Origin of the sequence: Prosthecobacter gellanilyticus, from assembly GCF_007992435.1 — a bacterium.
Classification (GTDB): Bacteria; Verrucomicrobiota; Verrucomicrobiia; order Verrucomicrobiales; family Verrucomicrobiaceae; genus Prosthecobacter; species Prosthecobacter gellanilyticus.
This window is the reverse complement of sequence record NZ_BKAG01000007.1, coordinates 145211-167984: the sequence shown is the minus strand read 5'-3', so window position 1 is coordinate 167984 and position 22774 is coordinate 145211. Positions and strand designations below refer to the sequence as shown.

The 22774-nt window shown below is 60.6% G+C and carries 17 protein-coding genes; 9 read left to right on the top strand and 8 right to left on the bottom strand.

The features are described from left to right. Positions 1-498 precede the first annotated feature (498 nt). Positions 499-1149 (top strand): RNA recognition motif domain-containing protein, encoded by a 651-nt coding sequence (locus BGE01nite_RS07025; RefSeq protein ID WP_146849719.1) that lies wholly within the window; start codon positions 499-501, stop codon positions 1147-1149. A 105-nt stretch (positions 1150-1254) separates the two neighbouring features. On the opposite strand, the gene BGE01nite_RS07020 is transcribed toward BGE01nite_RS07025, so the two are convergent. The 5 genes from BGE01nite_RS07020 to BGE01nite_RS07000 all read right to left on the bottom strand — a co-directional run bounded on the left by BGE01nite_RS07020 (position 1255) and on the right by BGE01nite_RS07000 (position 10378). Beyond that, positions 1255-1902 carry a histidine phosphatase family protein gene (locus BGE01nite_RS07020; protein WP_170266652.1) on the bottom strand — a complete coding sequence of 216 codons (648 nt, stop codon included), beginning with the start codon at positions 1900-1902 and terminating at the stop codon, positions 1255-1257. A gap of 119 nt (positions 1903-2021) precedes the next feature. Next, positions 2022-2849, bottom strand: coding sequence for a PP2C family protein-serine/threonine phosphatase (locus tag BGE01nite_RS07015; protein WP_246145676.1), 828 nt, complete (start codon positions 2847-2849; stop codon positions 2022-2024). 129 nt (positions 2850-2978) lie between these two features. Next, the gene (locus BGE01nite_RS07010) at positions 2979-3647 is read right to left on the bottom strand and encodes a hypothetical protein (protein ID WP_146849717.1); all 669 of its coding nucleotides are present in this window, start codon (positions 3645-3647) and stop codon (positions 2979-2981) included. 18 nt (positions 3648-3665) lie between these two features. After that, positions 3666-5294, bottom strand: coding sequence for a DUF1501 domain-containing protein (locus tag BGE01nite_RS07005; protein WP_246145675.1), 1629 nt, complete (start codon positions 5292-5294; stop codon positions 3666-3668). Between the two features lie 38 nt (positions 5295-5332). After that, complete coding sequence (locus BGE01nite_RS07000; protein WP_146849715.1) at positions 5333-10378, bottom strand: DUF1800 family protein; 5046 nt, start codon at positions 10376-10378, stop codon at positions 5333-5335. Positions 10379-10648: 270 nt separating this feature from the next. Here BGE01nite_RS07000 and BGE01nite_RS06995 point away from each other — a divergent pair, with 270 nt between their 5' ends. Next, the gene (locus BGE01nite_RS06995) at positions 10649-12079 is read left to right on the top strand and encodes a DUF1501 domain-containing protein (RefSeq protein ID WP_146849714.1); all 1431 of its coding nucleotides are present in this window, start codon (positions 10649-10651) and stop codon (positions 12077-12079) included. A gap of 37 nt (positions 12080-12116) precedes the next feature. Here BGE01nite_RS06995 and BGE01nite_RS06990 read toward each other — a convergent pair whose 3' ends face one another. Then, positions 12117-12641, bottom strand: coding sequence for a hypothetical protein (locus BGE01nite_RS06990; protein ID WP_170266650.1), 525 nt, complete (start codon positions 12639-12641; stop codon positions 12117-12119). A gap of 216 nt (positions 12642-12857) precedes the next feature. Further along, positions 12858-13565 carry an RNA polymerase sigma factor gene (locus tag BGE01nite_RS06985; protein ID WP_146849712.1) on the bottom strand — a complete coding sequence of 236 codons (708 nt, stop codon included), beginning with the start codon at positions 13563-13565 and terminating at the stop codon, positions 12858-12860. 203 nt (positions 13566-13768) lie between these two features. On the opposite strand from BGE01nite_RS06985, the gene BGE01nite_RS06980 reads away from it, so the two are divergent. The 3 genes from BGE01nite_RS06980 to BGE01nite_RS06970 all read left to right on the top strand — a co-directional run bounded on the left by BGE01nite_RS06980 (position 13769) and on the right by BGE01nite_RS06970 (position 17733). Further along, on the top strand, positions 13769-15775 hold the full coding sequence (locus tag BGE01nite_RS06980; protein ID WP_146849711.1) for a serine/threonine-protein kinase: 2007 nt from the start codon (positions 13769-13771) through the stop codon (positions 15773-15775). 63 nt (positions 15776-15838) lie between these two features. After that, entirely contained in the window at positions 15839-16705 is an 867-nt protein-coding gene (locus tag BGE01nite_RS06975) for a M48 family metallopeptidase (RefSeq protein ID WP_146849710.1), read from the top strand. A gap of 20 nt (positions 16706-16725) precedes the next feature. Continuing rightward, the gene (locus BGE01nite_RS06970) at positions 16726-17733 is read left to right on the top strand and encodes a phytoene/squalene synthase family protein (RefSeq protein ID WP_146849709.1); all 1008 of its coding nucleotides are present in this window, start codon (positions 16726-16728) and stop codon (positions 17731-17733) included. An 89-nt stretch (positions 17734-17822) separates the two neighbouring features. Here BGE01nite_RS06970 and BGE01nite_RS06965 read toward each other — a convergent pair whose 3' ends face one another. After that, on the bottom strand, positions 17823-18512 hold the full coding sequence (locus BGE01nite_RS06965) for a DUF1353 domain-containing protein (RefSeq protein ID WP_174770039.1): 690 nt from the start codon (positions 18510-18512) through the stop codon (positions 17823-17825). Positions 18513-18729: 217 nt separating this feature from the next. On the opposite strand from BGE01nite_RS06965, the gene BGE01nite_RS06960 reads away from it, so the two are divergent. From BGE01nite_RS06960 to BGE01nite_RS06945, 4 genes are all read left to right on the top strand, one after another. After that, positions 18730-19056: a hypothetical protein gene (locus BGE01nite_RS06960; RefSeq protein WP_146849708.1), complete on the top strand. Its 327-nt coding sequence runs from the start codon at positions 18730-18732 to the stop codon at positions 19054-19056. Between the two features lie 84 nt (positions 19057-19140). Then, on the top strand, positions 19141-19524 hold the full coding sequence (locus BGE01nite_RS06955; protein WP_146849707.1) for a hypothetical protein: 384 nt from the start codon (positions 19141-19143) through the stop codon (positions 19522-19524). Positions 19525-19536: 12 nt separating this feature from the next. Further along, on the top strand, positions 19537-22236 hold the full coding sequence (locus BGE01nite_RS06950; protein ID WP_146849706.1) for a TraG/VirB4 family ATPase: 2700 nt from the start codon (positions 19537-19539) through the stop codon (positions 22234-22236). Then, on the top strand, positions 22233-22754 hold the full coding sequence (locus BGE01nite_RS06945; protein WP_146849705.1) for a hypothetical protein: 522 nt from the start codon (positions 22233-22235) through the stop codon (positions 22752-22754). The genes BGE01nite_RS06950 and BGE01nite_RS06945 overlap by 4 nt, the downstream gene beginning before the upstream one ends. Positions 22755-22774 lie beyond the last annotated feature (20 nt).

The following is a 22774-nucleotide window of genomic DNA, read 5'->3' as shown; positions in this document are numbered from 1 at the left end:
GAAAAAGCGGCATCAAATACCAGGGGAAATGGCAGGACTATCAGTTTTCGCTGGCCAGCCCAAGCATTTTCTTTGCTGTGTTTGCGGGCGCGGGAAAGTGGTCCGGCTCGGTTAAAATCCAAGGTTGACCCGCCATTCCCTGGCGCTTAGTCTAACTGTGCAACTGACCAGAGCACTGTGCTCGGAGGTATCTGCCCACCCACTGACCAGCGGAATGCGCCACGCCAGACCACTGACTGCGCCAACAGCTTCGATTGGACCCGCGATGAACTCGCGCGGGCGCCTCACTGTGACTGATTTTTGTCACCAGCATAGCGGACCCGCCGCAGGGTCCATCTCCAGTCATTGTTGCGGCACCCGATGGGGCAGCGAGGAACCGCAAGGGCGGTTTCTAACGCGGCCCGTCGTCCGGGAGGATCAGTCGTCCCGGCCACCAGCCCCCAGCATGCCCCTTGGCGTGGTGCCACGAAACCCACAGCACCCCAGATACCCCACCCCATGTCAGACAATTCATATCAAGGAAACCGCCGCCGCCGCCGTCGTCCACGCACCGGCAGTGGCCCCAGCACCGGTGGCCAGCGCTCGTCCAACGCTCCGCGCAACGCCTCCATCCAGCAGACTGGTTTCCAGAAGTTCCTGAGCATCATCAGCTTCGGCCTTCTCGGCAAACCTTCTTCCCTGCCCTCCGTCGCCCCTCGCTCGGCCCCGACCAGCCAGCTGTCCGGTGGCAGGTCCTCATCCCCATCTTCCTCCTCCGGTGCACCTCGCCCGCCACGTGAGCCTCGCGAGCCGAAGCCACGTCGTGAGTCCGCCGCCCCAAACCCAGGAGAGATCTCCACGGAGCGCCTCTATGTTGGCAACCTCTCCTACGACGCTTCTGAGAGCGATCTCTTTGAGCTCTTCAACGGCGTCGGCAGCGTCCGCAATGCCGAGGTCGTGGTGAACAGCCGCACCCAGCGCTCCAAGGGCTTCGCCTTCGTGACCATGGGCACCGTCGAGGAAGCTCGCCGCGCCGTCACAGAACTCCACGGCAAAGAATTCATGGGCCGCCCGCTCCAGCTTAGCGGTGCCAAGCCAATCGGCAGTGGTGATCGCGACCAGCGTGACTCTTCGGAAGAGTCCGCCTCCACCGAACCTGCAGCGGTTTGATCTGAATCATTCACCGGGTCTGACCTGACCCGCTTCCACAGCCTGCCATCTTCACCGATGGCAGGCTTTTTGTTGGGCACCGGTCGTCAGGCTTGGAGTTTGGCCTCAAACCTCCACCAGAGGCGGGCAAAAATTCAGCAGCTCAATCTCAAACGCGTGTTTCTTGTCCGGCTGCACTTCCACCACGCTGATGCTGCCATACTCAATGTTAAAGTGAGCCATGTGCCGCAGCGGCTGCCCCAGCATCAGGGACAAGATCACACGGATGATGCCGCCATGGCAAAACACCGCCACACGCTTGTGCGGGTTGTCATGCAGGATCTTCAGCAGCGCAGGCTGCACTCGGTTCTCCAGCTCCGCAGCGGATTCGCCATGCGGGATGCCCTTGGTCTCGATGATCTCCAGCCAGTCAAAAGCGCTGACACCGAAGTGCTCCTGCACCCCTTCCCAGCGGTAGCCGGTCCAGTCACCGAAATCGACCTCACGCAGTGCCGGAATGATCACCGGTTTCATGGCCGTGCGCTCCGCCAGCGGAGCCAGGGTCTCCTGCACCCGCTTCAGCGGGCTCGCATAAATGGCATCCATCGGCGTGTCACGCAGCCACTCAGAGGCTGCTTTCGCCTGCCTATGACCCAGCGGCGAAAGCCCCATGTCGATCCGGCAGCCGCCAAAAACCTTGTGATAACGCTCCTCCACCTCGCCATGGCGGATCAGGTAGAGCTGCGTGGGATGATTCGGGAGATGAAGTTTCAAAGCACCCCCGTCATGCCACCAAACCCGCCCTTCGGCAAGAAGCAGGCTCAAGGCACAACCTTCAGAAAATTTTTCTACCTTAACAACAAGGAACCAAGAACAAAGAACCAGGAACTCCCTCACTCCACCTCAATGCAGATGGCCGTGCAGTTATCTCTCCCAGATTCCGCCACCGCATGCTCCACCACTTTATAAGCCCGCGGCTTCTCATCCGCAGGAGCACTCAAGTGATCCGCAATCCGGAAATCCCACAGCGCATCCGTGATGCCGTCTGAACAGATCAAAAAGCGGTCCCCGCTCTGATAGCGCACGGAGCCAATATGCGGCCGCACGTTCTGCTGCCCTGCCCCCAGCGCCTGGTCCAGCCGGTTCTTCGCCGGATGCATGCGTGCCTCACGCTCATTCAGCTTTCCCTGACGCCTCAGCCAGCCCACGTGCGAGTGATCCTCCGTAACCTGGATCATGGAACCCCCTGAGGGCAGGTAATAAATACGGCTGTCCCCCACATGCGCGAAGTGCATGAATTCCGTTGAAAAACACGCCAGGCTCAGCGTCGCGCCCATGCCGGCACATTCATGATACATGCGCCCCATCTTGGAAATCTCCGCATGCACCTGGTGGCAGATCTCCTCCAGCACATCGCCAAAGCCTTGGTTGATGCCCTCCACCGCCAGCTTGTAGCTCCTCGGCATCAGCCGCATCACCTGCTGGACGACCATGCGGCTGGCGAACTCACCGGACTTCGCGCCGCCCATGCCATCGCTCACTGCAAACACAAAGTCTCCCTGCGCCAGTGATGACTCCCCCACCTTCCCGAGGTAGTGCACCTCCCGCGCATCATAGGTCAGCGCGAGGAAGGAATCCTCGTTGTTTTGGCGGTAGCGGCCGACATGGGTCATGCCGGACCACCGCAGGCGCGGCGCTGGAGAGTCGGGAGAAGGGGTCACGATCACCTGATCGTGGATAATCCAGGGCCAAAGGTCAACCCTCGGCCTTGCGGAATCACATCCTGCCGGCACGCAGTTCACGAGCCAGCGTGTGCCTCCTCACACGCTGACTCATGACACAACGAGCACTCACTTCAGCACCACATCCGCGCTGACGCTCTCGCTGAGAATGTCATCGGCCGTCCACATCTTCTTGTCAGGGCCTGCGGACCGGACGGTGGTCTCCCAGGCGCTTTCGGGATGAAATCGATACGGTGTGCCCCAGCGGTCGATCAGCTCGCCGTCAGGATTGATCGCCGGATGACTCTTCGGCAGTACGGCGATGCCCTTGGGATTCTCCCCCTGGAGCCGGCGGACGATCTCGTCATTCAACTCACCTGTCGGCATCGCCCCAAAAGCCCGGCGGAACTCCTCCAGCAAAATGCCGACGCTCTGCACGTCATCATAAGCGGTTTCATTCGCAGGCTTTTTGGCTGCTTTTTCAGCCAGGGCTTCGGGCAGCCCGAGATCATGAATGATCTCGAAGGCCCCGCGCATCGGGTACACCACACCCAGCGGTGTGGTGGCAAAGAGATGGACTCCAAAGGGACTCTCCACCGGTGGCGGCGGGCGCGGCTGGGCCAGAGGGCCGCAGAAAGCGGCATCCTGCGGACCTTTCGCGCGCAGCGTGGCCTCCGATGAAGAAGTCGAAGTGCCGGCCACGTCTCCATCGCCCGCCAGCCACCATCCTGCGAACAGGATGACAGCCAGCAGGGCGACGAAAGCGGCCTGCCTCAACAATGTCATGCGGCGCGACATAGCTTTTGGCAGGAATGGTTAGACCGTGAAGTCCACAAACCCGAGGTTGCTCGGGATCGTGCTCACGCTTTGGAAACGGCCCAGGTTCGGGAAGACCGTGGTGACATCATTGCTGGTTAGGCCGGAGACATAGCCGGTGCCCTGGCTCATGAACCACTTCGCCACCACACTGGCGTATTGGTCCACCGCCAGGGTCGGGATCCAGCGGCCGCGGTTGCTGTCCACATCCTGGCTCGTGGCACGGGCGAGGTCCGGGAAGCTGCCGTAGATGCGCTGGCCGATCACAGGCCCGCCCATGACGATCTGGTGACCGCCCCAGCCATGATCCGTGCCGGAGGAGGTCTCACTGCCATTCGGCTGCAGCGTGCGGGTGAAGTCAGAGCTGGTGAAGAGCAGCGTGTCATTCCAGAGAGCTGGGTCGATGGCCTCGATCGCGTCCTTGAAGCCCTTCAGGCTCTTGTCCAGGTTCCCCATGAGGTTGCCATGATCCGTGGGCTGGTTTTGATGCGTGTCATAGCCGCCCATGCTCACAAAGAAGATCTGGCGGTTGTTGCTCAGGTCGGTGCGGCCCTGCATGAGGCGCGCCACCATCTTGAGCTGGTTCGCCACATCCGGCAGCGTCACGCCAGCGCCGAAGGCATTCGTGAAGGCCGTGTCGATCGCCGTGGTCGCGCCGCTCAGCGCGGTGCCCACGATCGCCTCGTTGTCACGAGCACGCTGCATCACGTTGTTATACCCCTCTTCCAGGTGATGCTGGTAGATGCTGTCCCCCACCCCGAGCTGCATGCGCGCGAGCTTGGTGATGGTGTCAAAAGCCTTCAGGGTGCGGCCCTGGTCATTGTTGTTGTAGGTCGGCGGTATCGTTCCGTAGTTCGCACCGTTCGCGTAAGTGTTCGTGCCGCTGTTGTATCCGCTCAGCCCCACCACACCGGTGGTGCCGATGGAATACTGGATGACACTGGAACCCACCTGGAAGGAGTTTTGTCCTGCGATGGAAATGTTCATCGACACCGACGAGTTGGGGTTCGCTCCCGCTGCCGTCAGCACATCCGCGGCACGTCCGCCCCAGCCGTTTTGGAAAGGACGGTCCGGCAGGCTGCTCTGCCACTGAAGCTGCTGGTCACTGTGGGAGAAAAGCTGCGGTGGCACCGGTGTGGTGCGTGGCACGGCGATATACTGCGTGCGGGTGATCGGCTGCACCAGCGTGCCCACGTTGGCCACAAAGGCCAGGTCGCCGCTGTTGAACATGCCCTGCACGTTCGTCATGTTGGGATGCACGCCGAAGGACGTCGCCGTGGTCTGGCCGAAACCGCCGCTCGGCGCCGTCAGCGCCAGCGCGGCCCCGGTGCCAGTCACCGGGATATGAATCGGGTGCGGTGTCGCGCCGCCGGGCCTCGCTGACTCATAATTGGTTCGCGCCGTGCCGTCCAGCGGCACGAGCATGTTGTTGGAGTCATTGCCTCCGTAGAGGAAGAGGCAGATGATCGCCTTGTAGTCCGTCGGCGCGGCCTGCGCCATCACACCCTGCACCATGTTCAGGTGCGCGAGCGTGTTGACGATGCCCGTCACGCCGAGGCTGGCGCAGGCGGAGCGGCAGATGAAATTCCGCCGTGTGTCGAAGTGGTCCTGATGCTTTTTGTTCTTCATAATGATCAGTGGTTAGGTGTTTCGATGTGGGGCGGAGATTACTTCTGGACGATGAACTCGGGCGAGCTGGTGATGAGATACACCGCGGCTCTCACGCGGTTGCCGCCATTGGCTTTGGAGACTGGCGGCGCGTCCGGAGCGATGATGGAGAGCTGGTTGATGATGATGCTGCGTGGATCCACGGCTGTGGAGGTGTAGGCAGCGCCATACTTCGCCTTCAGCGAGCCCGAGCAGAGCAGCGCATCCAGGCGGTCCACCAGGTAGGTGCAGGCAGAGACTTCCGTGGCACCCACCGTCTCGCGGTTGGTGATGTAGTCCGTCACAATGCCGCCAAGGTCGACGAAGACGCCGTCCTGAGTACCAGCCGTGTCACCGATGAGGTTCGTGGTGCCCTGGCCGCCTGGCAGCGCTGCCGCAGGATCCACGATGGAGGAGTAATCAATCTGGCGATGATAGTTGATGTTCTGCACCACCATGTTTTCCGTCAGGATCTGCAGCTCAGGAGCCACGAGGCCCGCCGCTGCCACACGTCCGCCGGGAGTGTAGTCGGGCAGATACCAGTTGAACACGCTTGGGGCATTGTTCGGCGTCTGGCCCAGCACACCACCGGTGCCGCCATAGCGGAGCTGGGTGGCGCCACCGGGGAAGTTGTCAGCCTGGCTGGCCAGATAACCGTAACCCACGAGGTCGTTGGTGTTCGGGCTGGCTTCATCCATGTCGATCTGGGAACGGGCACCGAAGGCGCGCAGCACCTGGAGGTAGCGGACGATCGGCTCCTTCACCTTGCCATAACCCACATTGACGGAGGTGTTGCCGTTGATCGTCTGAGGATCCACGTTCTTCATCGTGCGGGCCTCGTAGTCCAGCAGGATGGCCTTCACCACGGCAGGCAGACTGCCGCGCAGACCGCCGGCCGTGGCACCATTGCTGTCCTTGAAGGCCTGGGTCACACGATAGATGTAACCACGGCTCGGATTGCTGGTGGTCAGGCGCTGGATGAGCCGGCTGCTCAGGAAGGGCGCGCTGTTGTTGTGGTTATACAGGGCATCCATCGTCGTATCCAGCTCCGTCTCCGCGTAGGCTTCACGCTCAGCCGTGGTCGGCGTGGCATCCACATAGGCAGGCAGGTTCGCGCTGAGGAAGGCTTTCACACCCTCGTCATGATAGGTGACGAAGTTCTTCATCGGGTTTTCATAGCCCGGATGGAAGTACTCGGCGCCTTCGCTGGCATTGCCAAAGCTGGCCTGGTTGATCGGCGGCACGTAGTTGTTCGCGCTGCTGTTCTGCACCAGCGCAAAGCTGTAGCCGGTGAACACCTTGGACAGCTCCTTGATGTCATCATTGTCATAGGTGGCGATCGGCTGGCCGTTGCTCTGCAGCTTCAGCGTGCCGTCGTCCCACAGTTCCAGCAGGCCGATGGAGAAGAGCTGCATGATCTCACGAGCGTAGTTTTCATCCGGGGAGAGAGTGATCTCGTTCGGATCCAGCACGCCATTGCCATTGGTGTCGGTGCCCTGGGCCTTCTGGTTCTTCAGGTGGCTCAGGTATTTGCCCATGATCGGGTGCTTGCTCACGTCTTCCAGCAGTTGGCGGATCGTGATGCTGCTGCCGTTCGCGCTGCTGTAGCTGGTGACGATGGGCGGCACAGCACTGGGGCTGCCTGGTGGCTGCAGATGACGGATGCCATCCGCAAAGTCCGTCAGCATGTCATAGTAGCGTGAGTGGCCGTAAGCACGGGAGCTGACGGTGCCCTCACGATCTGACACCACGAAGACCTGCTCCAGGGCGAAGCCCACACGCTGGCGGAGCTGGTCGTGCGAGTCATTCGCGATCATCCACCAGGCGTGACGACGGTTTTTGTTATCCGGATCATAGCTTTCCTTGTTGCGTCCGGCTGGGATCGGCGGACTGCCCACCGTGCTGCTCCACTTCTGCCAGTCAGCTGCATTGTTAGGCGGGAAGCCCACCGCAGTCCCACCGGAGTCGAGCAGGGGCTGCGCGCCAATCAGCGCCCACTCCTGCTGGTCAGCCGCATAGTTGTAGTCATAAAGCGTGGTCTGATCCCGGGTGGAGGAGAACTGGTCATCAATCCAGGCCGAGAAGGCAGCAATGCGGTTCGTGGCCGTGGTCTTCGGCGTGGCGATGGTGTTGTAGAGAGCGGTGATCTCAGCCTCGGTCGGACCAAAGGTGGCCTGGGTCAGGAAGCGTGCGCACTCGCGGCGCACCTCTTCATCGGTCGTCAGGTTCTCCAGAGTTGGGCTGGTCGGCACCGGAGGCGGAAGGGGTGAGCCAGTCTGCAGCGTCAGGTCCGCTTTGATTTCACCACTGGCATAGCGGTTGGTGTGAACGTTCACATACAGGTTCACCCCGGTGACATTGCGGTAGATCGCGTCGATGATCTGCTGTCCCTTGACCCCTGCGCTGTCCACAATGGTCCAGGGATAGTCGACCAGCGGACCGTTGGGCAGACCATCAGGATCACCGTAGATGATTGTGCCATGAGCGATCGGACTCGCAGAGCCGCTGTTCGAATAGTGAACATGGCTGCCGTCGATGTCCGTCTGCGGCGTGGTGAGACCATTGAAGGTCGTGGAGATGCGTGCTGCATTGTGCGTGCCGTTCACGATGATGGTGCCATAGCCGTAAGCACTCGTCACAGCAGCACCCTGCGCCAGAAAGGGACCGACAAAGAGGCGCTCATTGGCAGGAATGTTCTGCGCATCATAAATGATCACCACTGAGGTCGTGGTGCTGCCTACAACGTAGGTGGATCCATTGGAGCCGAGCGTGATGCGCAGACCTTCTGGATACTCTTCCAGCCCATCACCATCCGGTGATCCAGCCGTCACAGTCGGCCGCACGTACACATCCACGCTCTGGGCTTCCACCGGCAGCGCGATGGAGGTCGTGAGCTGCGTGCCGCCTGTGTTGGCCGTCCACAGCGTGTAATCAGTCGCGCTGGCTGGAGCACGATTCGTGTCCGTGGTAGCAGTTCCCGCGACCGTGAAGTTGATGGTCAGCGGCGCGAAGGCTCCGGTGCGTGTGAAGCGATAGCGGGCGCTCGTGCTGGCGATCGTGCCAGCTGTGCGGTCATTCACTTCATACGCATTCGTCGCTGCATTGCCCACCGTGATCGTGCCGCCTGTGAAGACAGTGTAGTTGCTGGAGGTCGCGAAATCGAGGCGGTTGTGATACTCCTGCTGGTTGGTCATGGCGTCACCATCGTCATCAGCGGCACCATTGATGGTGGTGAGGTTGCCCACCGTCGCGGTTTCCCAGGTATCAGGAGCACCATCCTCATCCACATCCGCAGCACCTTGCACGACCAGGAACGCGGTGGTCTCCGAGCTGTGCGTGTTGTTCACCGTGCCCTCGCCGAACTGCAGCGGGTGGTTGTCCTCCTGGGCCACGATATTCACGCGGTCGCCGAACAAGTATTGCCAGCGGATGGTGGCGGGGTCGGCATCCACCTTGGTCTGCATGGAAGCGAAGATGAAGGGATCTGCATGCGCACGGCTGAAGGTCACCTTGCGGAAGGAGCTGTCATTGTTCGTGATCTGTCCGGCCTGGAAGCGCATGCCGGTCGTGAAGAAATTGCTGCTGCCCTGGGTCATGGCGATCCAGTGGACCGTCTCACCCGCATGGGCGTCGGCATCGATTTCGGACTCATCAAGTTCAATGCCGAAGCTGGTGGCTGTCACGGCGCTCACGCGTGCCTGGCAGGCATCTGCATCCGTGGTCGTCGCCACCTGCGCGAAGACCGCCGGGGCATTCGGGAAGGAGGTGGAAAGGCTCTGCGTGCTCGTGGTCTGTGTCACACTGCTGGTTCGGCCAGCCTGCCACACCACACCGCCCACGGCGTGCGTGCCGGACTCGGCGACGATGTAGCTGAGGTGCTCCAGATAGTTGTGCGTCTGGCCGCTGTGATGATCCCAGCGGTCCACGATGAACTCGAAGCTGCCCTTGTTGGCATTCGCAGCATCCACCGCGAGCACGTTGCGCACGCGAATCGTCAGCGAGGTGCTGTTGGTGTAGGAGAGAGGCCCCATCACCACCACTGGTGTGGTGTAGGCATTCGCCAGGTTCACCTTCGTCCAGGTCGTGGCGCTGGCCTGGGTGACATTGAGGTCACCCACTTCCACCTTCGCAGCCACTTCGCCATTCATGTCACCGAGGACAATGTAACCAACCGCTTCAGCGGTGTGAGTGACATCGGCACTGGAGGAGGTCTCCTCCTGGAACTGCACCTGCACGCTGGTGGTGCTGAGGGACTGCATCCGCAGCTCGCCAGGATTCGTGTCATTCTTCGTCTGTGCCTGGGCGATGAAGATCGGGTTGGTGCGGGAAGCCGGGAACGTGAGGGTTCCAAAGGCATCGGTCGTGGCCGCAGAGGTGGTGACAGCGCTCAGCACCTTGCCATCGAGATAGCCCGTGCCTGCCGACACCGCGATGTAGCCGATGCTCTCATTCGAGAGGGCCGTGGTGTAGGACTCCTGCGTTTCCAGGTTCACCTGGAAGCCCGTGGAGGTCACACTGGCGATGCGGGTTTTCAGCGCGCGTGGATTGTTCGCGGCGATCGTGTTCACCGTGGACTCCACCTGCGCCAGCACCACTGGTGCGGCTGTGAAGCCTGTCAGTGTCACGCTCGATGCCGTGCGGTTCACCGTGGACAGACGGCCCACCTGCCAGCGCTGCGTGCCGAACACATGCGAGCCTTCGCTGAGCGCCAGATAATGCACCGTCTCAGCCGCATGATCTCCTGTGAGATAGTCCCACTCATCCACCTGATACTGGAAACTTGTGTTGGTGACATTGCGCACGCGCATCACCAGCGGATCTCCATTCGCCTTTGTCGCCGGCCCCATGACCACCACCGGAGCGGCGGCAAAGGTGCGGGTGAAATTCACCGTCGTCCAGGTGGTCGAGTTCGCCTGCGTGATGCTCAGGGATCCGGATTGGAAATTGGCCGGTGCAGCCGCGAGAGCACCGCCGATGAGAGAGAGCGCTAGCGCGGCGGAACGCACCAGAGTGGTGAAGCGCGAACGTACACGTCCGCAATTTTGGTTGGGTGGTTGGTTTGCCATAACGCTATTATTTTTGGCGTTAGGCCTCAATGAATTGAAGAGTTTCGTTGTCCCCCGTTCGGGTGAGTTTAAAGTTACCAAACGGCAATGTTGTAATCACAACGCATGTCATCGCACCACATCCTGTCCATCCTGCCACGACAAGAATACTGCCTGCATCAGGGAAACCCCTCTTTGCATAATCCGGCATGACGACATGGCTTTGCCTACCCAGGACGAAAGAGAACTTCATTCGTGTGCGAATGCTGGTATCCTCCAAAATTCGCCTCCATGAGCCTCCTCCGTGACCTTCAGACTGAGCATGCCCGCTATCTCACCCGCCGCTGGTTTTTCCAGGAGTGCGGCGTGGGCATGGCCTCTCTGGCTGCGCTGGACATGATGCGCTCTTCGGGCCAGGCAGCACCAGCGCCTGTCAGTCCGCTGGCCACGAAAAAGCCCCATTATCAGGCGAAGGCCAAGCGGGTCATCTATCTCTTCATGGGCGGCGCCCCGAGCCACCTCGAGCTTTTCGACAACAAGCCCGAGCTCGCCAAGTGGGACGGAAAGCTGCCACCTGCAGACCTGCTGAAAGGCTATCGCGCTGCCTTCATCAATCCGAACAGCAAGCTCCTGGGACCGAAATTCAAGTTCGCGAAGCATGGCCAGAGCGGCGCTGAAATCAGCGAACTCCTGCCGCACACCGCGAAGATTGCCGATCAGCTCACGATTGTGCGCTCGATGAAGACGGATGCCTTCAATCACGCGCCTGCGCAGATCCTGATGAGCACGGGCTCGCAGATCTTTGGCCGTCCGAGCTTTGGTTCATGGACCCTCTATGGCCTCGGCACCGAGAACCAGGATCTCCCCGGTTATGTGGTCATGCAGAGCGGCCAGAAGGGACCCAGCGGCGGTCTTTCCAATTTCGGCTGCGGCTTCCTGCCCACGGTTTATCAAGGCGTGCCCTTCCGCAGCAGCGGCGAGCCCGTGCTCTATCTGAACAACCCGAAAGGCGTGACCGAGACCACCCAGCGCCAGACTCTGGATGCGCTCAAACAGCTCAATGAGGAGCGCCTCGGCACGGTGGGAGATCCAGAGATCGCCGCGCGCATCAACAGCTTTGAGCTCGCCTACCGCATGCAGCACACCGCTCCGGAGGTGATGGATATCTCCAAGGAGCCGAAGCACATCCTCGACATGTATGGCGCGAAGCCAGGCGAGGCCTCCTTTGCCAACAACTGCCTGCTCGCCCGTCGTCTCATCGAGAGCGGCGTGCGCTTCGTGCAGCTCTTCCATGAGGCCTGGGACCATCACGGCGGCCTCACCGGTGGCCTGAAGCAGCAGTGCGGACTCACGGACCAGGCCAGCGCAGCCCTCGTGCGTGATCTGCAGCAGCGCGGTCTTCTGGAAGACACCCTGGTGATCTGGGGCGGCGAGTTTGGCCGCACTCCGATGGTGCAAGGCGGCAGCGACGGACGCGACCACCACCCGAATGCCTTCACCATGTGGTTCGCCGGCGGCGGCATGAAGCCAGGTCTCACCCTCGGCGAGAGTGATGAGTTCGGCTTCAATGTCACCCGGGATCCCGTGCACGTGCATGACCTGCATGCCACACTGCTTCATTTGTTAGGCTTTGAGCATACGAAGCTGGCCGTGAAGTTCCAGGGCCTGGACATGCGCCTGACCAATGTCCACGGCGAGCTCGTCCCCAAACTGCTCGCCTAAAGTATGTTGTTCACGCTTCAGCGTGTCTGGGGCTGCCTCATTTGATCTTCGCATCCATCAGGTCGATGTGCAGCTCGGCCTTCTGGCGCCCCAGGATCTCCGCGTTGCTGATCTTCCCGGTAAGCGTGATCTTGCTGCCCGTGCCGATCTTCGCGGCCTTCTCATGCTCGCTCAGATCCAGCACGGCCATGAGATGCACATTGACCTGCACACCCGAGGCGCGGGTCGTGTCGATGACCGACAGGATGCGGTAACGCGTCACATCCGGCGCATCCGGACGCTGGAACTTCTCCACCGCACGCACATTGAATTTGAAGGTGCCTGTCTTCCCTTCCGCATTCTTGGCGGCCTGCATGCTGGCCTTCGCCGCCGCATCCATCATCTGGCGGGAGCCAGGTCGCAGGTCACCCATCACATCACGGGGGATGTCCTTCAGCGCATCATCCGGATCGGTGATGACTGAGGCGGAAGGCTCTTCCTTTTTGGCATCCTGAGCGGGGCTCAGCGAGGTGGCGAACGCAAGGCAGACAAGGGCAAGACCGGATTTGAAGTGCATGTTCATGGGGCGACTTGGAGAGAGTCAAAGCCACAACGGCGGGTGCTGGAGCTTTATTGGGACGTCTTTAAATAAAACCGCCGATGAATGTCGATAGCATCCCTCGCACCATTTCACTCAGTCATTTCCAGTTACCTATCGTTTCAATCCTAGGACACCTAGCCTCCACGCATCACGATTCACCTGACAAGGATGTCATGCCCTCTCAGTTTTGAAAACTGCTCAACCCACCAGCGCATTGCGCAGGGCAGCCAGTTCTTCGTTCACACTGTCCTCCGTCGGCGCGCTCAGCGTGCTCGCCACGATCTCCTTCATCACCTCGCGAAAGCGTTTGCGAAGCCGTGACACGGACTGCCTCACCGCATCATGTGACATGCCCAGCTGGCGGGCCAGTTCCGCATCATTTCCAGATCCGGATTGTGAGGGATCAAGGCGCGTCCGGAGCAGTTGAAACTGCGCCCCCTTCCCTGCAGCCTCCTGTTCGCGAGCCAGTTGCTCTATGGAAGCTTCAATGATGCGCAAGGCACAGAGACGCTGGTAGTTCGCTTCAGGCGTCCGATGATCCACTGGCTGGATGGCAATCTCGTCCTCTGCCATGGAAGCCTCGATGGAAAGCACCTCGCGCCCGCCTCCACGCTTGAGCGCATTGGCTTGTCGCTGCCAGTGCTTGATGTGGCGGCCAAACGCCGTGAGGAGATAATTACGCATTCGACCCAATCCAGCATCTGCGGCAGAAAAGAGGTCCTTCTCCAAAACGAAACTCAAAAAGCTTTGCGTGAGATCCTCTGCATCCGCAGGAGATATATTCTGGTAGCGCGCATAGGAGTAGATCGGTCTCCAATAAATTTTGCACAGCTCTTCGAGCGCGAGACGGCCCTGGATCGGATCTCCTCCATCACGCAAAGCCACAACCACGCTCCAACGTGTCATCGGAAAGGCTCCATGTTGTGTGACAGAACTCGTCGGCATTCAGTACCTATCGGGCAGCACCATGCGGACGGCAACAAACGAGAGCAATGTGACGAAAAATTTTAACTGTCACAGTCTCCAGCCGTCTGCGTACCCAAGTCATGTTCTCCCCGCCCTTTTGATTTTCTGAAGTGGCAACATTCCAGATAGTCACCTCACTCTCGATGTCTGATTACGCTCCGACTCCTCAGCCCAAAAAGACACCTGGCTCCTCCGATCATCGGCTGGCCGGGCTGAATCCTATTGGCTTGATGGACGGGGTGCTGGGTGGCCGGTCCACGGATTGGGAGCCTCCGTCAGCTGAGTCGCTTGAGCCCTACTTCCCGGGGTACACAAGCTTCCGCTACATTGATCGCGGTGGCATGGGCGCCGTCTACTCGGCGCTGCAGACTTCCCTGCAGAGGCGCGTCGCCATCAAGATCCTGCCGCCAGAACTCGTGGATGATGAGGGCTTCATGCAGCGCTTCCAGCAGGAGGCCCAGCTGCTCGCACGCCTGCAGCATCCGCACATCGTCACCGTCTATGACTTTGGCATCACGCTCGCGGGTCATCACTTCATCGTCATGGAGTTTGTGGAGGGTGTCTCGCTGCTGGACATCATCCGTCGTGACAGTCTCGGCGCATCACGCGCGCTCAACATCACCGCGCAGGTTTGCGAGGCGCTGGGCTACGCTCATGAGCGCGGCATCATTCATCGTGACATCAAGCCGAGCAACATCCTCATCGACCAGCGCGGTTTCGTGCGGGTGGCTGACTTTGGACTGGCCAAAAGCTCGCTGGCCCAAAACACCACCACCAGCGCGCGCACCCGCGGCTTTCTCGGCACCGTTGGTTATACCGCTCCAGAGCACCGGCGGAAGGACACCGTGCCGGACCACCGCTCAGACATCTTCAGCCTCGGCGTCACGCTCTATGAAATGCTCACCGGCCAGCTTCCGGCGGGCGTCTTTGACCCGCCGTCCAAGACCTGCGGCACGCCCTCACACGTGGACAGGATCATCCGCCGCGCGCTCATGCAAAATCCGGCGGACCGGTTCCAGACAGCGCTGGAGATGCGCGCCGCTCTCGCCTCCTCGCTGATGCGCATGGGCACGCCGCTCGTGCAGCGTGCCATCATCAGCAAGCCCATCACCTCCATGGTCACCTGCGTGATCGTCGGCATGGGCCTCATCTACTTGCTGGATGCGCTGAATAACAAATTCCTCGTCAACCGCCCGCATGCGCACGTTTCCACCGCGCAGCCCTCGGTGGGGGAGATGACCGCCCTGCAAAAGCCGGAGGAGTCCATCATCCCGCTCAGCTCAGAATGGGCCGTCCTCCACATCAAGACACGCTGGCCGCTGGTTCCTCTGGCAGTCGCCAAGCTGCCTGGCTGGACCTTTGCCGAGATCCACTCTGAAAGTGAGCAGGCAGAGGTGATGCGGCTGCTCGCCGAGAAAGAATTCAACAGCCCCCTCTGGCTCGCGGCCCATGCTCAGCAAGATGACGGACACACACCTTTCACCTGGGTCTCCGGGCGCCCCATGGACTATCAGGCCTGGGTGGGTCCCCACGTGGCGCAGCCGCTGCTGATCACCGAGATCCAGGCGAAGAACAGCGCCACACTGGTCGCAGGTGAGGAGAGTCCCGACTGGATCGAGGTGATGAATACCTCCGCCGCCCCCATCGACATCGTGGGTTATCACATGAGGCAGATGGTCGTGCAGGACTCCACCCGGCGCTTTTACTCCCAGGACTGGCTGCTGCCAAGCCGTGTGCCTGAAGGCATGAGTTCCATTCTTCAGCCTGGGGAGCGGCGTGTGCTGATCTGCCGCAATCACGCCACGCCTTCGTCGAGCCACATGTTCATCACCTTCAACCTGGAAGGCACCTCGGCGCGCCTTCAGTGGTGTGATCCTCGAGGCCACATCTGTCAGAACTTCGAGACGCCATGGCGGGCCTTCCCGACGGATGCCTCCATCGCCCTCGCACCGGATGGCAAGACCTGGGGATGGAGTGAGAAGCCCACCCCGGGAGCGGCCAACAGCGCCGTCAAGACCGCCTTCACAGCTCCAGTCGCCGGATCGAAGGATGAGCAGGGCTTGGCCTTCCTGCCAGATCTTGGCGGGCGCTGGTGTGGCAGTCCGCAGCAGTTCACCAAGGCCGCGCTGCTGCGGCGCAAGGCCCCGTAAAGTCGTGGAACACCCCAGACTCGTCTCTTGATCGGGACTTCATGCCCCGATACGATCTGCGGCATGAAATCCCTCTTTGATCGTCTCTTCGGTGGTCCGCGGAACTACTATGGTGAGCCACAGCAGCGCCGTGGCATCGGTTGTCATCCGCGCATCCTCATGGCGCTGCTCATTATCGGCGGCAGCGTGGTCTTCCACTACATGGGCACCACCTCTTATGAAAATGAGTTCACCGGTCGCACCCAGCGTTTGAAGTTTGAGACACCGCAGGAAGAGATCGCCCTCGGCCTGCAGTCCGCCCCCGGCATGATCCGTGAGATGGGTGGCCAGTCACGCAATGCCGCAGGGCAGGCCCAGGTGGACAAAGTGGGCCAAAAGCTCGTGCAGAGCACACTCGCGCGGCAGACACCCTACCAGTTCGACTTTCATCTCCTGGCGGACAATCAGACCATCAATGCCTTCGCCCTTCCCGGCGGCCAGATCTTCATCACGGAGGCCCTGTTTCGACTGCTGAAAACGGAAGACCAGCTCGCCGGTGTGCTCGGTCACGAGATCGGTCATGTCGTCGGTCGTCACTCGAATGAGCAGATGGCCTCCTCAGGTCTCTGGAGTGGCATCGGGCAGGGAGTCGGCGTGCTGCTCTCGGATGGGCAGAGCAATGCCGGAGCACAGATCGGCCAGACCATCGCCCAGATGCGCATCATGAAGTTCGGGCGTGATGACGAGCTCGAATCTGATGCGCTCGGGGTGCGCTTCCTCATCGAAGCAGGCTACGACCCCGAAGGCATGATCGCCGTCATGGAGGTGCTGGCAAATGCGGCCAAAGGCAGCCACCAGCCCGAGATGCTCAGCACCCATCCGAACCCTGAAAACCGTGCCGGAAAGATCCGTGAGTTGATCGCCAAATACAGAGCGGAGAAGCGCCGCTAAGCAGCCCCCAGCCTTCCTCCATGTCTGACGAATCCCATCACGAACGCGAACTTGGCGGCCAGCTTCTCGCCAGCGTCTCACGCTCCTTTTACCTCACACTCAAGGCTCTGCCCCAGGAACTGCGGGAACCCATCTCACTGGCCTACCTTCTCGCACGCACCGCTGATACCATCGCCGATACCGCCAGCGTGCCTGCCACAGTTCGCATCGAATGCCTCAACGACTTCGAATCCCTCGTTCTAGGCGGTTCTGACGACGTCAAAGCCCATCTCACCAAACGCATCACCGCCGACTTCGTTGCTCATCAGAGTGACGAGGCCGAGCGCCGTCTCATGGAGCGCTTTGCGGATGGTCTCGCCTGGCTGGGCACCATGCAGGGCGCGCCATTGCATGCCATCCAGCAGGTGCTTCAGCGCATCATCCACGGCCAGCGTCTCGACATCCAGCGCTTCCCTGCTGATGGCTCGCTGCGCTGCCTGCAAACCGAGGCCGAGCTGGATGAATACACCTGGCTGGTCGCCGGATGTGTGGGTGAGTTCTGGACCGAGATGTGCGCCATTGAAAAACCCGCCTCTCTGGATCCCGCCGTCAGTCTCGAGCAGATGAAAACCTTGGGCGCGCGCTTTGGCAAAGGACTCCAGCTCATCAACATCCTCCGTGACATCGGTGAGGACATTCAGGACGGCCGCTGCTATCTGCCCGGCTTCACACCTGAAGAGGTCCAGCGTGACTCACGCATCCTCCAGCCCGCCTGGCAGCATTGGCTGGGCGTCTGCCGTGGTCATCTCGACTGCGGTCTCGACTACATCAGGCACGTCGCGGATGCCAAGCTGCGCTACGCCACGGCCCTGCCGCTGCTGATCGGAGTCAAAACCCTCTCCCGCATGGAGAAGACCTCCTGGGACAAGCTGCTCCAGGGCGTGAAGATCAACCGCCTCGACGTCGCCGTCATCCTCGCCGAGACCGCCATCGCCTGCCGCAGCGTGGAAAGCATGACCAAGTTATATCATAAGTTAGGCCAGCACTGACTTTCAGACCTGCTTAGCCTCTCACAAGCCGCGCCGCAGCCGTACGTTGTTCACGCTTCAGCGTGTTCAATGAATCCCGCACCCGCACCTCACGGCGGCGACTCCCAATACGGCGAGGTCGAACCCGCCAGCACATCCGGCTTGTCAGGTGTCGGTGCGATCTCACTCTGTATCTTGTTCAGAGCCGGGATCAAAGGCAGGTTGCTGACGGCCGTGCCTAGCAGGGGTGTGAACAGCGAGTCCTCCACCAGCGTCGGCTGGCCGTTCCAGGCCTGCATGCCAAAGCGCTTCACCGCCCAGTGAATGGCCAGCAGCCGCGCAGGATTCGGATCCTTGTAGGCTTTGCAGTCACCTTCCATCTGCGTCTTGATGACTTCAGCGAGAATCCAGTCCGCCTTCTCCTTGTCATAGTAGAGCGCCTTTCCATCACGTGACACACCCGCCGGGACCTTGCGCCGGTTCGCCTCATACAGCCAGTCGTGGATCAGGTAACCTGGCGCATACGTCCATGGCGAGTATCCCTTCCGGTTCCACAGTGTTCGCGGGATGCTGCCACCGTCCGTCTTGATGGGGTGCGGGCAGATGATCTCGCCGTTCCAGCGCTGGAAGGCAAACAGCCGGTCCACATTGTTCTCCAACTCAAATTTGTTAGGCTCCTCCCACTTCATGTAGGGATTGCCGACGATCTTGCCGGTCGAAATCTTGTCATAGAACTGCCGGCTGGCACAGGAGGTGAGCGTGCTGGCGAGTGCGGCGAGGAGGAGGAAGACGCGAATCATAGGGGGAGCTTCCCGCGCCTTAACCACGCGCCGCCCTGTGGCAAGAAAATCAACCGTCAGGTTTGCGGCGCGCCCCCGGCGGCAGCCTGGCCGCCCTGGCCCCACGGCGTCCGGAACAAAAGTTTGTCACAGCCTTCCGCACTCCGGCTAACCCCCAGCAGCAAACGGCATCCAAGCCCGGGAGCTACCAAGATACACTACAACAAACTACTCCTCCATGAACCCTATCGCAGTCGCAACATTTGGCGCAAACATCCTGCGCTTCACCATGCCTCTGGCTCAGACCGGCACGGAACAAACCCTCGCTGGCAACATGAGCAGCATCGTCAGCATCCTGAACATGGTCGGCCTCGTGCTCGCCTTCGGCGGCCTGCTCTTCGCAGCCGTGATGTTCATGATGGGCCAGACCGAGCGCGTGCTTTACGGCCTGGTGGGCGCTGGCATTGGCGGCCTCTCCTTCGTCATCGTGAAAGTGATGTTCAATGCCGGCAACTCCGGTTCGGACAGCACCGAGCAGGTGAACATGGGCGGCGCCACCCCGTAATTGGTTAGACCCAACTCAATTCTCGGGCTTTCAAGACCCTGATGAGCCCCGGCGGCTCATCAGGGCTCCCCACTCCATCCCATCATGGCAGCCGACCAGCACCAAGGCATCCGCCTGCACGAGACGAATGAAGGCCGCGAGACCCAGCAGGGCATCGCCGGCTTTGAGGGCCTGAACGCCCTCTTCTTCATGTTCGCGCTCGGGCTGGCGCTCATGATCTTCCGCAGGTTCGCGGGCGATTCTCCGCCCAACATGCCCGCGGCGGTCATCGGCGCGGCCATTCCCATCGTGCTCGTCTCCCTCTACTGCTTCGGCCTGAAGCAGGGAAAGCCGCCCAGTTATGACGTGGAGCTCGGTGAGTGGCTCATCATCAAGGCCTCCGGCGCATCTTACTTCTCGCCCCGGCAGGTGGAACCCCTCGCCCTCGACTGGGTGCAGGATCCGAAGAACAAGGAATCTCAAGTCTGACCCTCCTCCAGGATGGCACGTTTCATCAACTCCTACCTCGACGAGGATCTCATCATCTACCGCGGTCTCCAGCGTGGCGGCGCCATCGGCAAGGGCTACAATGTCGAGCTGCCGGACACCGAAAACACGGATGCCTCCTGGCTCATGTCTCTGGAAGACAACCTCCGCGTTCTGCTGCGCATGGTGCGCCCGGAACTGCGCATGCAGGTGGCCTGGAGCGTGGACAGTGACTACCGCAAGGAGCTGGAGCGCTATCGCGAGAAGACCGAAACACTCCCGCAGGACCGCTGGTCCACCCGCAACCGCGAGGAGCGCTACAACCGCTACGATCAGAAGATCAAAGATCACAAACTGCGCCGCGAGCATCTGCAGTTCTATTTCACCTCACGCCTCGGTGGCAAAGCCATGGGCGGAGGCCGCCCGTATTATGAAGAGCTGCTGCAAGCCGCGAAGCGTGAGCAGAACGAGCTCGAGGAAGCTCTCCGCCAGCAGTTCGGCAGCCTCGGCGGCCGTGTCTCTCCCATGGGAAACATGGACCACTTCGAGTCCTTTTACCGCTACTTCAATCCCAGCGCCTTTGAGAATGATGCGCTGAAGCTGGACGACATCTACGATCCCAGCAAGACCATCGCGGAGATGTGCTTCAACAGCGAAGCCTCGCCTCTGCGCATGGGCAGTTCCACCTTCAAGCTGGACGGTTTTTATCAGGGCATCTGTGTGGTGAAGACCCTGCCGAAGTTCACTTACATCGGCATGATGCGCACGCTGACGCAGCTGGATTTCCTGGACTACCAGATCATCTGCAACATCGAGGCGGGCGATGTCGAAAAAGACCGCGTCGCCACGGAAAGCAAAGTAGCCCGCCTGGAGCGTGGCAAGATCACCCCTTCCCTTGAGGCCACGCTGCAAAAGCTGCGCACGCGTATCCGTCGCCTCAGCACCAACGAGGTCGTGCCTTACCGCATGCACCTCATCGTGCGCGTGTGGGACAAGGATCCGGATGACTGCGCCAGCAAGCTCTCCGCCATCCGCAATTCCATCCTGAAGCTCGGTGGCGCTCAGTCCTATGAACCCACGTTGCCCACCAGCGTGCGGAATTACTGGCAGCTCTGCATGCCCGGCTGGACATGGGCGAACTACAACGACTTCAAGCTCTACGTTGAGGACGTGAACCTCGCGGATCTCCTGCCCATCTCCAGCACACCCACAGGTGATCTCGATGAGGCTGAAGCCATCTATGACGGACCTCGTGGCGCTCTCGTCGGCTGCACCACCTTCGTGGGTAAAGAAGGCAACATGCGTCCTGAGCACGGCATCATGTTCGGTGCCTCCGGCGCCGGTAAATCCGTCTTCACCATCGACCTGCTCACCCAGACCGCGCCGTATTATGACTACACGGCGATCGTCGAGGAAGGCCTGAGCTACAATCTCTTCACGCGCATGTATGGCTGCAAGCCCATCATCGTGCAGCCGAACGGCAACCTAACCTTTAATTATTTCGACACACGCGGTCTTCCCCTTAGTCCGGACCAGCTCAGCGGTGCCACCTCCGTGGCGCACCTTATGGCCGGACCACCTCCCGATGTGGACAAAGATCGCCTGCGTCAGGCGCTGCTCGCGAAGCAGATCGAGCGGATCTACATCGACCAGTTTGAGACCTGGGCCAGCCGTAATGCCGAGCTTCGTGTGGAGGCCGCACGCCGCGTGGCCATCGCGGATGCCTGGCGTAAAAAGAAGATGCCGCAGGGCACCGTGCTCGCAGATGCCTGGATGGACTTCTGGTCCGACTTCCAGGATGGCGAGCCTCTCGCGTCCGAGCTGAACCGCATGACCGTGGATAACGCACGCATTGAGGACTTCCTCAATGATCCGGGTAATCAATGGGATCTCATGAGCATGGCCTACACCCTCATGAAGCCTGAGGACATGCCCACGCACAGCCAGTTCGTGGAGTTGCTGAATCTCGAAAGCCGTCAGCGCAAAGCTCATCCAGATCTTGCTCTGCTCTACATGCTTCTGGATCCATGGACACGCACCGGCCGCTACGGTGCCATCCTGGATGGCGTGAACAATGTGGACCTCAGCGGCAAGGTGGTTCACTTCGAACTCAGCTACATTCCTGAAAGCGCTCGTGAGCTGCGCACCGTCGCCGCTTTCCTGATCACCAATGACCTGCGCAAGGAGATCATGCGCCGTCCGCGCTCGACTCGTAAACGTGTCATTCTGGAAGAGCTCTCCGCCTTCCTCGCCATGCCGGACGGTGACCGCATCACGCGTGAGTACTATGAGCGTATGCGTAAGTATTCCTGCTGGGTCTTCTCCATCATCCAGCAGTTCCAGCGCATCAAGGACCATCCGGTCCGCTCGTCCGTCGTCGGTAACTCACGCGTCATGTTCATGCTGAAGCAGCCTGACCAGCGCGATGTCGAAAGCATGAGCGAGGGCTTCCGCATCCCGAGTGTGACGAAGCGCCAGGTCACCTCCTTCCCGGATCCCTCCGAGATGAAGACGGACCCTTACGGCTCCTTTGTCTATTACCACGAAGCCACAGGCCGCCCGAAAATCGCCGTCGGCAGGCACCAGGCCTCGAAGGAAATGATCCTCTGCTCCGCGACCTCGGGCGAGGCCTTCGAGAAGCAGAACGAGCAGCTCAAAGAATACGGCGGAGACGCCTACAAGATGATCCTCAGCCAAGCCAAGTCGAAGAAATGAAAACGCGCACTCTCATCTCCCTCCTCTTCCTCAGCGCCCATCTCGTCTCCTGCACGAACTCCGAAGGCGGCATGAACAAAGGCCTGCTCGGCGCAGCATCCGGCGGCCTCATCGGCGCACTGCTGGGTGACAACCTGCTGAACAAAAACAAGAACAGCAGCAGCGGCAACAGCTCGTCAGGCAATTCCGGCAACAGCAGCGGTAATAGCGGCAGCAACGATGATGGTTTCCTCGAGGAAAACTCCGGTCTCATCACCGGTGCCGTCGCCGGTTATGCCGCAGGCGCCATCAGTGATGGCATCTCCAAAAACGAGATCCGTCAAAAGTATCTCGATGGGTATAACAAAGGCCGCAGTGACTCCATCAAGGAGCTTTACTGGCTGAAGCGTGATGCCGAGCGCCCTGCCGGAAATCCAGATCTCCAGCGCCGCTACTACGAAGTGCCCATTCCCGAACATGTGACCACCGACGGTGTGCTCGTCGAGCCGCGCAAAGCCGTCATCGAAGTCGTCGAGTAAACAAACTCAAGCCACCCCAA

Bases quoted from the DNA above. Each gene is read 5' to 3' on its own strand.
- BGE01nite_RS07025 (WP_146849719.1), top strand. From the start codon at position 499: ATGTCAGACAATTCATATCAAGGAAACCGCCGCCGCCGCCGTCGTCCA.
- BGE01nite_RS07010 (WP_146849717.1), bottom strand. From the start codon at position 3,647: ATGTCGCGCCGCATGACATTGTTGAGGCAGGCCGCTTTCGTCGCCCTG.
- BGE01nite_RS07005 (WP_246145675.1), bottom strand. From the start codon at position 5,294: ATGAAGAACAAAAAGCATCAGGACCACTTCGACACACGGCGGAATTTC.
- BGE01nite_RS07000 (WP_146849715.1), bottom strand. From the start codon at position 10,378: ATGGCAAACCAACCACCCAACCAAAATTGCGGACGTGTACGTTCGCGC.
- BGE01nite_RS06995 (WP_146849714.1), top strand. From the start codon at position 10,649: ATGAGCCTCCTCCGTGACCTTCAGACTGAGCATGCCCGCTATCTCACC.
- BGE01nite_RS06990 (WP_170266650.1), bottom strand. From the start codon at position 12,641: ATGAACATGCACTTCAAATCCGGTCTTGCCCTTGTCTGCCTTGCGTTC.
- BGE01nite_RS06985 (WP_146849712.1), bottom strand. From the start codon at position 13,565: ATGACACGTTGGAGCGTGGTTGTGGCTTTGCGTGATGGAGGAGATCCG.
- BGE01nite_RS06980 (WP_146849711.1), top strand. From the start codon at position 13,769: ATGTCTGATTACGCTCCGACTCCTCAGCCCAAAAAGACACCTGGCTCC.
- BGE01nite_RS06975 (WP_146849710.1), top strand. From the start codon at position 15,839: ATGAAATCCCTCTTTGATCGTCTCTTCGGTGGTCCGCGGAACTACTAT.
- BGE01nite_RS06970 (WP_146849709.1), top strand. From the start codon at position 16,726: ATGTCTGACGAATCCCATCACGAACGCGAACTTGGCGGCCAGCTTCTC.
- BGE01nite_RS06965 (WP_174770039.1), bottom strand. From the start codon at position 18,512: ATGATTCGCGTCTTCCTCCTCCTCGCCGCACTCGCCAGCACGCTCACC.
- BGE01nite_RS06960 (WP_146849708.1), top strand. From the start codon at position 18,730: ATGAACCCTATCGCAGTCGCAACATTTGGCGCAAACATCCTGCGCTTC.
- BGE01nite_RS06955 (WP_146849707.1), top strand. From the start codon at position 19,141: ATGGCAGCCGACCAGCACCAAGGCATCCGCCTGCACGAGACGAATGAA.
- BGE01nite_RS06950 (WP_146849706.1), top strand. From the start codon at position 19,537: ATGGCACGTTTCATCAACTCCTACCTCGACGAGGATCTCATCATCTAC.
- BGE01nite_RS06945 (WP_146849705.1), top strand. From the start codon at position 22,233: ATGAAAACGCGCACTCTCATCTCCCTCCTCTTCCTCAGCGCCCATCTC.